General features: G+C 57.7%; 1 protein-coding gene. It reads left to right on the plus strand.

Features of this window, described 5'->3' with window-relative positions; genetic code table 11:
- The coding region (locus AAEZ10_RS27690) for a hypothetical protein (RefSeq protein WP_350571876.1) at positions 1 to 241 on the plus strand (241 nt) is incomplete at both ends.

Below are 241 nucleotides of genomic sequence, written 5' to 3' on the forward strand. Positions count from 1 at the left end.
GGTTTCAGCGTTCTTCATTGCGCTTGCCCATGCCGCCCACCAGCGGCAGAGCCATTGGGCTGGGCTTATATCGGCGACAGGGATCGCTTCCGTAATGGCCTGTGCAGTAACCCTATGGGAGCTCTGGCACGCCGGCTCACTCGATTTGGGTAATCGTGCGGCTGCGATCAGCGATTCGGGCATCAAGGGGTTGGCTGAGTTCGAAAACAGCGTACTTGCATCATTACAGATGGCCTTCTCG

It is taken from the genome of Pseudomonas sp. H26/SER47-MNA-CIBAN-0231 (assembly GCF_040310465.1).
Taxonomy (GTDB): Bacteria; Pseudomonadota; Gammaproteobacteria; order Pseudomonadales; family Pseudomonadaceae; genus Aquipseudomonas; species Aquipseudomonas atacamensis.